Genomic DNA, 8,488 nt, shown 5'->3' with positions numbered 1-8,488 from the left:
TCAGGTTCGGGTTTTGCGGCAACCGGCGGCGCGGGTTCCGCGGCATCGGCATCGAGCACGAGGACCCGGACCTCGACCTGCGGATTGACGCCGGCGGCGACCACGCGGGCGGCCTCGGCGTCCTCGCGGGTCGCATAGGGCCCGATGCGGACGCGGTACAAGGTGCGTTTGTCGGCGCTCTCGATGGTGTCCTGGAAGCCGGGCAGCCCCTTGTCGGCGAGGACCTTGATGACCCGGGCGGCATCCTGGCTGCTGGCATACGTGCCAAAGCCCAGCGCGTAGTCGCCGCCAGCGGTCGTTGCCGGCAGCGCGCCCGCCGGCGCCGGGGTAGCGGCCTCGCGGGTATCGACCGTGGGCAACGCGCCGTCGGTCGGCATGCCGACGGCACCGCCCTCGGGCGTGGCGCCAGGCGTCACCAGCGGCAGCTCCCGGGTCTCGAACCCGCCCTGGGGCGCATCGGGCATGTCCAGCGGGAGGTCGGCCACGCCGCTCTCGGGTGCGGGGCCCTTGATGAGCATGGGCAGGAAGATCACGGCGAGCGCGACCAGGACGATCGCACCGATCAAGCGCTGTTTCAGGGCTGGTTCCATGGGTCTCGCAGGCCGAAGGCGTGTCGCGGCGCGATTATACCCTCGCCAGCGCCGCGACCCGAGGTCCCGGCGGCGCTTCGTTCATCCCGCGCATACCGGGACGGCTTCAGCCCAGCGCCGCCAATGCCGCGGCCGCCGCGTGGAAGGCGCCGAACGCCAGTACCCGGTCGCCGGGCGCCGCTGCCGCCAGCGCCGCATCGAGCGCGGCCGCGACGCTCGCATGGCGCGACGCCTGCCCGGCCGCGGTAGCGACCAGGCGGGCAGCCAGCGCATCGACGGACTGGCCGCGCGGACCGGCATCCTCGAGCCCGGCGAGGTACCAGCGGTCGACCTGCGCTGCCAGCGCCGACACCACCCCGCCCGCGTCCTTGTCGTCGAGCGCCGCGTATACCGCGTGCACGGTGCCCCCCGGTTCGCCCGCCGCGAGGAACTCCGCCAGGGCAGCGGCGGCCTGCGGGTTGTGGCCGACATCGACCAGTACCTCCACGCCTCCGCGTTCGAAGCGCTGCAGGCGGCCGGGGACCGAAGCCGTGGCCACGCCCCGCTCGATGTCGCGTGCGGCCACCGGCAGGTCCAACGCGCGCACGGCGGCGATGGCGACGGCGGCGTTGCGCAACTGCACCGGTGCCGCGAGCGGTGGCAGGGGCAGTTCGAGCTCGCAGCCCACTTCTCGCCACGACCAGGACGCCGCGCCTGCGGCAGGGGCGGCGAAGAAGAAATCGCAGCCCACCCGGATCGCCGGGGCGCCGACGGCGTAGGCATGCCGGAGCACGCTGGAGGGCGGATCGTCGTCGCCGATCACCAGCGGCCTCCAGGCACGCGCGATGCCGGCTTTCTCGCGCCCGATGCTTTCGCGGTCCTCGCCCAGCCAGGCCTGGTGGTCGAGGTCGACGGTGGTGAGCACGGCCACGTCGGGATCGACGATGTTGGTCGCGTCCAGGCGCCCGCCCAGGCCGACCTCGAGGATGGCCAGGTCCAGTCCCGCGCGCGCGAACAGGCACAACGCCGCGAGCGTGCCATGCTCGAAATAGGTCAGCGTCGTCGCGCCACGCGCGGCCTCCACGGCCTCGAAGGCCTCGACGAGTTCGGCATCCGTGGCATCGACGCCGTCGATGCGCACGCGCTCGTTGTAGGCAAGCAGGTGCGGCGACGTGTAGGCACCGACCGAAAGCCCGGCGGCGCGGGCGATCGCCTCGATGAAGGCGACCGTCGACCCCTTGCCATTGGTGCCGGCGACGGTCACCACGCGCGCGGCCGGCTTCGACAGCGCCATGCGGGCGGCCACCTCCGCCACGCGCTCGAGTCCCATGTCGATGGCGCGGGGATGCTGGCGCTCGATGCGCTCCAGCCACTCGGCAAGCGTTGGCACGTTCAACTCCGTGAATCAGAAAGGTGCAGTTCGCAGTCCGGATGGCACCGGGTTCACGGGAATTATGGACGATGCCGCACACATCGGACATCGCGACGCGCGAATGCCGCTGCGCTCACCCGTTCTTTACGCGTATGCCGTCGCCCGCGACCCAGAATCCCCCGTCGGCCTGCCGGCACCTGGATCACCCGGCACCCCAACACAAGGAGCGAATGCCATGCGTATGAAAGTGATGCTCGGACTTGGACTCGTTGTCGCCATTGCCGCGGGCGCGGCCCTCGCGAAACCAAGGAACGGCGAGCTGGGCGTCTACCTGGACCCCAACGGCAACGTGGTCGGCACCTATTCGGTGAGCTGCGACGGCGTCTTCAGCTACAGCGGCACGCGAACCTCGAACGCGGTGGCCAACGGCCAGTTGTTCTGCAACCTGCCCTGAACCCGACCGCGGAAGCCACGCCGGCGCGTGGCTTCCGCCCTCCCGCCGGTGTCCTCAAAGGGCCCGGTGCACCGCTTCGCCGAACAGGGCGGTGTGGTGGCTGCAGTCGTTCAGGCGCACGATGTCCAGGCGCTCGATGCTGTCGCCCTCGAGCAGGTTGAGCGTCGTCGGCGCCTGCCTGAACGTCCACAGGCGCTTGAACGGAATGCCCAGCAGGTGGCACAGGATGACCCGGTTCACGGCGTCGTGCGCGACCACCAGCAACGTGTCATCCACGCCCAGTCCTTCCCCCGCACGCAGCAGTGCAGGCCAGGCGCGGTCGAATACCTGCTGCAGCGACTCGCCGCCCTCGCCCGGCATCTGCACGGTCTCGGGCGCCTCGCGCCAGGCCTGCAGGCGCTTGGGATCGCGCGCGTGGATCTCGCTGGCCAGCAGCCCTTCCCAGTCGCCGTGGCCGATCTCCATCAGGCCCGGGTCGGTCTGCAGCATGCCGGCCCGCCCGTCGAGCGCGAGTTGCGCCGTGTAGCGCGCGCGCGCCAGCGGCGAAGCCACCGCGCGGGTGATGTCGGCATCGCGCAGGCGCTGGCCCAGCGCCCGCGCCTGCGCTTCGCCGACCGGCGACAACGGGATGTCTTCCTGGCCCTGGTAGCGGCCTTCGGCGTTCCACGGCGTCTCCCCGTGGCGGGCGAGCAGGACGCGCATCAGACCTGCCTCAGCGAGAGGATGCCGGGGGTCGCGGCCAGCGCCGCCAGTTCCTCGTCGGTCACCGGCCGGTCGACCGTGATCGCCGCGCGGGCCTGGCCGTCGCCCGCGGCACCGAGCGCGAAGTTGACGATGTTCACGCCGGCGGCGCCAAGCTTGGAGCCGACGGTGCCGATCATGCCCGGGCGGTCCTCGTTGCGCATCAGCAGGACGGGGGCGGCGGGGTCGAACTCGATCTCCACGCCATCCAGGCGCACGACGCGGGGGCCGCGATGCAGGGTGGCCTCGACTTCGCGGGTGCGCTCGTCGCTCTCGATGCGCAGGCGCAGCAGGCGATCGAAGCCATCGCTGTCGCCACCGACCGTCTCGGCCACCGTCAGGCCGCGCGCGGCGGCTTCGTGCAGCGCGTTCACGGGGGTGACGCGACCCGACGCGGTACCCATCAGCGCGGCGACGAGCAGGCGCGTCAGCGGCCGGGTGTCGAGTGCGTCGGTGCGGCCGGCGTAGGTGATGTGCAGGCGCGTCGGCGCCGGGACCAGGCGCGAGGCCAGTCGCCCCAGCGAGGACATCAGCGGCATCCACGGCCCGACCTCGCGCGCCGCTTCGGCGGTGAGCGGCGGCAGGTTGACACAGCCGGCGACCGCGCCGGTGGCGACGAAATCGATGATCTGGCGGGCCAGGATCGTGCTGACCGCCTGTTGGGCTTCACTGGTGGAGGCGCCCAGGTGCGGGGTCAGGATCAGCCGGGGATGGGCGCGCAGCGGCGACTCCGCCTGCAGCGGTTCGGTCACGAAGGTGTCCAGCGCGGCACCGGCGAGATGGTCTTCGTCGAGCAGCTGCAGCAGCGCACCTTCGTCCACCAGGCCACCGCGGGCGGCGTTGATGAGGTAGGCGCCCTTCTTCATCGTGCGCATGCGCGCTTCCGACAGCAGGTGGGTGGTTTCCTTGGTGCGCGGGATGTGCAGGGTGATGATGTCGGCCCAGGCCAGCAGTTCGTCCAGGCTCTTGAGCTTCACGCTGCCCTTGGCGGCCGCGGCGGCCGGCAGGAAGGGATCGTGGGCGGCGACTTCCATGCCGATGCCGGCGGCCTTGCGCGCCACGGTGCTGCCGATGCGCCCCAGGCCGATCACGCCGAGCTTCTTGCCTTCCAGCTCGAACCCGGTCAGGCCAGCCTTCGGCCAGCCGCCGGCCTTCATGCCCGCGTCGGCACGGGGAATGTGCCGCGCCAACGCGAACAGCAGCGAGATCGCGTGCTCGGCGGCCGCCAGGGTGTTGCCGTCGGGTGCGTTCATGACCGCGATGCCACGGGCGGTCGCCGCGTCCACGTCGATCGTGTCGACGCCTGCGCCGGCGCGACCGATCACCTTGAGCTTGTCGGCCTGGGCCAGCGCCTTGGCCGGCACCTTGGTGGCCGAGCGCACGAGGATCGCGTCGAAATCCGCCAGCTTGGCGGCGAGCGCGTCGGGATCCTTGATCGGTTCGGGGGCGACTTCCACCTCCCATCCCGCGTCGCGGAACAGGATCAGACCGTCTTCATGGATGCCATCACAGGCCAGGACTTTCATTGCATGCTCCAGTGGGTAGGGAAACCCGCGGAGTCCACATGCAGCCGGCACTTCGGATGGAAACGCCGCACCGGTCGGTGCGGGGGGGACCTGCGACAGGTTGCAGGTCGGGCATCACTGCCACTGATCGGGAAACGGGGCCGGCTGGCATGGGAATCCGCGATGCCGGCAAGACTAGCAGAGTCCACCCGGCGCGCAACGGTTACCTCCGAAACCACCCCCGGGTCGCCCCCGTGGCGGCACGTGCAGGCGGGCGCCCGGAAGCGTAAGCTCGGGGCATGGAGGCACCGCGGCCATGATCCTGGATTCCATGCTGACCCACAGCCCCGTCCTGCTGTGCGTGGCATCGGGGCTGCTGTTGCTCGGCTATGGCGCGGTCCGCCTGGTGCAGGCCGGCCTGCGCGCGGGGCGACGCTGCCTGGGTGCAGGCAGCACGCCGATCGCCATGTCCAGTCGCGGCTGAATCGCGCGACGCCGAAGCCCTCCGCCCTTCCGCCGAGGATGCCTCGCCCACCCGAACGAAACGGGCCGGCGATGCCGGCCCGTTCCCATGGGTGTCGCCAGGAGCCGGTCAGTCCTTGGCCGGCACCCCGAGCTCGGCGAGGATCTGCGGCGCCGGGAAGACTTCCTGCATGATCCAGCGCATGTAGCGCTGGTCGACGGCGATCATGCGCGTCATCGCGGGATCGAAGACCCAGTTGCTGCTCACCGACTCCCAGTTGCCGTCGAACGCGAGGCCGACGAGCTGGCCGTGGGCGTCCATGACCGGGGACCCGGAGTTGCCACCGGTGATGTCCAGGTCGGAGAGGAAGTTGACCGGCACCGTGCCGAGCGCCTTGTCCTGCAGGCCGCCGTAACGCTTGGCCGCGATGGCGTCGAGCAGGGTCTGCGGAGCGTCGAACGGGGCCTGGCCGGTGGCCTTGGCCGCGACTTCCTCGAGCCGGGTGAACGGCACCTGCTTGCTGCCGTCGACCTTGGTGTAGCCCACCACGTTGCCGAAGGTGATCCGCAGCGAGGAATTGGCGTCGGGATAGACGAACTCGCCTTCGCTTTCCTTGTAGTCGGCCACGGCCTGCAGGTAGACCGGGCGCGCCACCAGCGCATCGCCGGCGCGCACCTTGCCTTCGCGTTCCAGCGCCAGCAGGGTGGGCATGACCGCCACGGCGAGGTCGATCGCCGGGTCCTTGCTCTTCTCGAACGCCGCCCGGTCGGCGGTCATCAGGCCCAGGCGGTACTCGGTGATGCCCAGGTGGGTCTTGGCCAGGCGGTCCAGTGCCCGCTCGATCGCCTGTTCGTCGTTGCCGCCCAGCCAGGCGTCGAGCGCCTCGACGTGCTGGTCGGCGGGCAGCTTCACGTACTCGCGCAGCCAGTAGGCCTGCAGCTCGCGGTCCATCTTCGGGTCGTAGCGACGCTCCATCTGCCGCATGCCGCCCTCGAAGCCGGGCATGTCGCGCTCCTGGTATCCCTGCTCGCGCTCGGCGTCGGGCCGCTCGCGCTCGATCGCCAGGCGATACAGCTGGATCGCCGCCCCGATGGTGCCGGTCCGGCGCAGCTGGCCCAGGACCAGGTCGCGGTCGCGCTGGGCGCGGGCCTGTTCGTCCAGCGCCACCAGGGTGGCATGCGCCTCGAGCGCGGCCTTGCCGTCGTCGCCCTGCTCGCGCAGCCATTCCAGCACCGCCGCTTCACCGGCGTGCTTGGTCGCGGCGGCGTCGATCCGGCGGAAGCCCTCGAGCTGGCCGTCGTAGTTCTTCATCGCGTTCTGCCAGCCGCGGATGGTGCTCGCGTACTTGACCTCGATCGAGGGGTCCTCCTTGCCGGCGGCCTCCACCAGGGCGACCAGCTTCTTGTAGTGGGCGCCGACCGTCGGATAGGCCCAGTTCGCGGTTTCGTCGAATTCCTCGGCCAGGGCATAGCGGGCCGTGCGGCCGGGATATCCGGCGACCATGACGAAATCGCCGGCTTCCAGCGGTCGGCTGGCGATCTTCAACCAGTGCCTGGGCTGGTAGGGCACGTTGCCCTCGGCATAGGCCGCGGGCTTGCCGTCCTTGCCGACATAGGCGCGGTAGAAGGAGAAGTCGCCGGTATGGCGCGGCCACATCCAGTTGTCGATCTCGCCGCCATAGTTGCCGATGCTGCTGGGCGGCGCGTAGACCAGGCGCACGTCCTTGATCTCGAGGTTGCGGAACAGGCGGTAGGTATTGCCGCCGGAGAAGCTGTAAAGGCGGCAGCGGAACCCCTCTTCGGCCTCGCACTGGGCGACGAGCTGCTTCTCGATCCGCTCCAGCGCCTCGGTGCGGCCCAGCGCATCCGGGGCGGCAGCGATGGCGGCCTTCACCCGGGCGGTCACGTCCTGGATGTCGTCGAGCGCGTAGATGCGCGCATTGGGTCCAGCGGAGACCTCGGCGGACGGGGTCGCGGCATTGAAGCCTTCGGCCATCAGGTTGCGCTCGGGCGTCGAGTTCAGCTGGATGGCGCCGTACGCGCAATGGTGGTTGGTGACCACGAGGCCCTGCGGGGACACGAAGCTGGCGGTGCAGCCGCCGAGCGAGACGACCGCGCCCATCGGGTCGCCGGTCAGGTTGGCCAGTTGCTCGGGCTTGAGCTTCAGGCCGGCCTTGCGCAACGGCTTGGCGATTTCCGGCAGTTGCTGCGGTACCCACATGCCCTCGCCCGCCACCGCGGTTCCGACCAGGCCAGTCAACGCGATGGCCGCGGCCAACACCCCATAACGCATGCCCACACTCCTTCTGCTGTTCGACCCGGGAGTGTAGCGGCTGGGCGGGAATCGCGGCCATGTCGAAAGTCAGGCAGGCGGGGGGCGTCACCACGAAAAGAAGGCCCGGCCACGGGGGCCGGGCAACAATGCCGCAGACACGCATTGAAGGTGTCGTCCCGTGCACATCCCATTGCGGGGCGACCCAAGCAGCTCACGGGCGTCGACACGTATGCCCGGCCCCGGGTGCGGATCGCGCTGGACCCGGCGCGCGGGTGCCGGGCCATTGGCGGCGCACCCACCGTGGACTCGCCTGCATTTCGACGGATCGGCGATGACAAAACCTCGTCGCGCCGCTAAAAAGAACTCAATTTTTCTAAAGCTTTCTTCATGCAAGCCATTGATCCGCAGGCAATCCTGAGGATTGGAGCGCGTGCGGCAACGCGCCGGGGCGGTAGTTGCCCGCCCGCCCACTGGCCCGCGCCGCCAGGCGATGGCACAGTCATGGCCCGGGCAAGGGGGCCCACGACTGTCAGGGAACGTGGGGGTGGCGGGCGCGCTTGCCCGCGCCGCCACCGCGCGCACCCCAGCCTTCCGTCGGGTGGGGTCGCCGCAGACGGCTGTCCTGACACGCACTGGGGGTTCGATGCCCGAAGTTCCTGAGACCAGCACGCCGACCTGGCCGCCCCGTGTCCGCTTCCTGCGCATTGGCGAGGTGGTGATCGACCTCGCGTTGCGGCGGGTCAGCCACGGCGACCACGCCACCGAGCTGCCCCAGCGCGTGTTCGACGTGCTCCTGGTGCTCGCGGCAGAGCCGCACGTCCTGCATACGCGACAGGCGCTGCTGGCCCGGGTGTGGGCGGGGGTCATCGTCGAGGACGCCAACCTCTCCCAGAGCGTCAGCGTGCTGCGCAAGGCCCTGGGCGAGCCGCACAAGGCCTGGATCCGGACCCGCTCCAAGCAGGGTTACGTGTTCGAGCCGCCCTTCGACATCGAAGCCCTGGACGCACTGGAGGCCCCCGGAGCGCCCGACGCAGGCGTTGCCGCGGAGGATGGAACCGCGGCCCGCGACGCGGCGACGCCGGTTGCCGCCACCGCGCCCGCCCCGCGGCG

The 8,488-nt window shown here is 70.6% G+C and carries 8 protein-coding genes; 3 read left to right on the top strand and 5 right to left on the bottom strand.

Features of this window, described 5'->3' with window-relative positions:
• Window positions 1-590: SPOR domain-containing protein (locus FKV25_RS12335; RefSeq protein ID WP_211345431.1), on the bottom strand; the 590-nt coding region annotated here is incomplete at its 3' end.
• A gap of 106 nt (window positions 591-696) precedes the next feature.
• Window positions 697-1,965: a bifunctional tetrahydrofolate synthase/dihydrofolate synthase gene (folC, locus tag FKV25_RS12330; RefSeq protein ID WP_141519102.1), complete on the bottom strand. Its 1,269-nt coding sequence runs from the start codon at window positions 1,963-1,965 to the stop codon at window positions 697-699.
• Between the two features lie 211 nt (window positions 1,966-2,176).
• Here folC and FKV25_RS12325 point away from each other — a divergent pair, with 211 nt between their 5' ends.
• Complete coding sequence (locus tag FKV25_RS12325; RefSeq protein WP_141519101.1) at window positions 2,177-2,395, top strand: DUF6289 family protein; 219 nt, start codon at window positions 2,177-2,179, stop codon at window positions 2,393-2,395.
• 54 nt (window positions 2,396-2,449) lie between these two features.
• On the opposite strand, the gene FKV25_RS12320 is transcribed toward FKV25_RS12325, so the two are convergent.
• Complete coding sequence (locus FKV25_RS12320) at window positions 2,450-3,097, bottom strand: histidine phosphatase family protein (RefSeq protein ID WP_141519100.1); 648 nt, start codon at window positions 3,095-3,097, stop codon at window positions 2,450-2,452.
• Entirely contained in the window at window positions 3,097-4,662 is a 1,566-nt protein-coding gene (gene serA / locus FKV25_RS12315) for a phosphoglycerate dehydrogenase (protein WP_141519099.1), read from the bottom strand. The genes FKV25_RS12320 and serA overlap by 1 nt, the downstream gene beginning before the upstream one ends.
• Before the next feature lie 295 nt (window positions 4,663-4,957).
• Here serA and FKV25_RS16280 point away from each other — a divergent pair, with 295 nt between their 5' ends.
• Entirely contained in the window at window positions 4,958-5,125 is a 168-nt protein-coding gene (locus FKV25_RS16280) for a hypothetical protein (RefSeq protein ID WP_170218632.1), read from the top strand.
• Between the two features lie 108 nt (window positions 5,126-5,233).
• On the opposite strand, the gene FKV25_RS12310 is transcribed toward FKV25_RS16280, so the two are convergent.
• Complete coding sequence (locus FKV25_RS12310) at window positions 5,234-7,324, bottom strand: S46 family peptidase (RefSeq protein ID WP_211345432.1); 2,091 nt, start codon at window positions 7,322-7,324, stop codon at window positions 5,234-5,236.
• A 697-nt stretch (window positions 7,325-8,021) separates the two neighbouring features.
• Here FKV25_RS12310 and FKV25_RS12305 point away from each other — a divergent pair.
• Window positions 8,022-8,488: winged helix-turn-helix domain-containing protein (locus FKV25_RS12305; protein ID WP_211345430.1), on the top strand; the 467-nt coding region annotated here is incomplete at its 3' end.

It is taken from the genome of Marilutibacter aestuarii (assembly GCF_006546775.1).
GTDB lineage: Bacteria > Pseudomonadota > Gammaproteobacteria > Xanthomonadales > Xanthomonadaceae > Marilutibacter > Marilutibacter aestuarii.
Note: the sequence above shows the minus strand (reverse complement) of the source record. Positions and strands in the feature narration are given on the sequence as shown.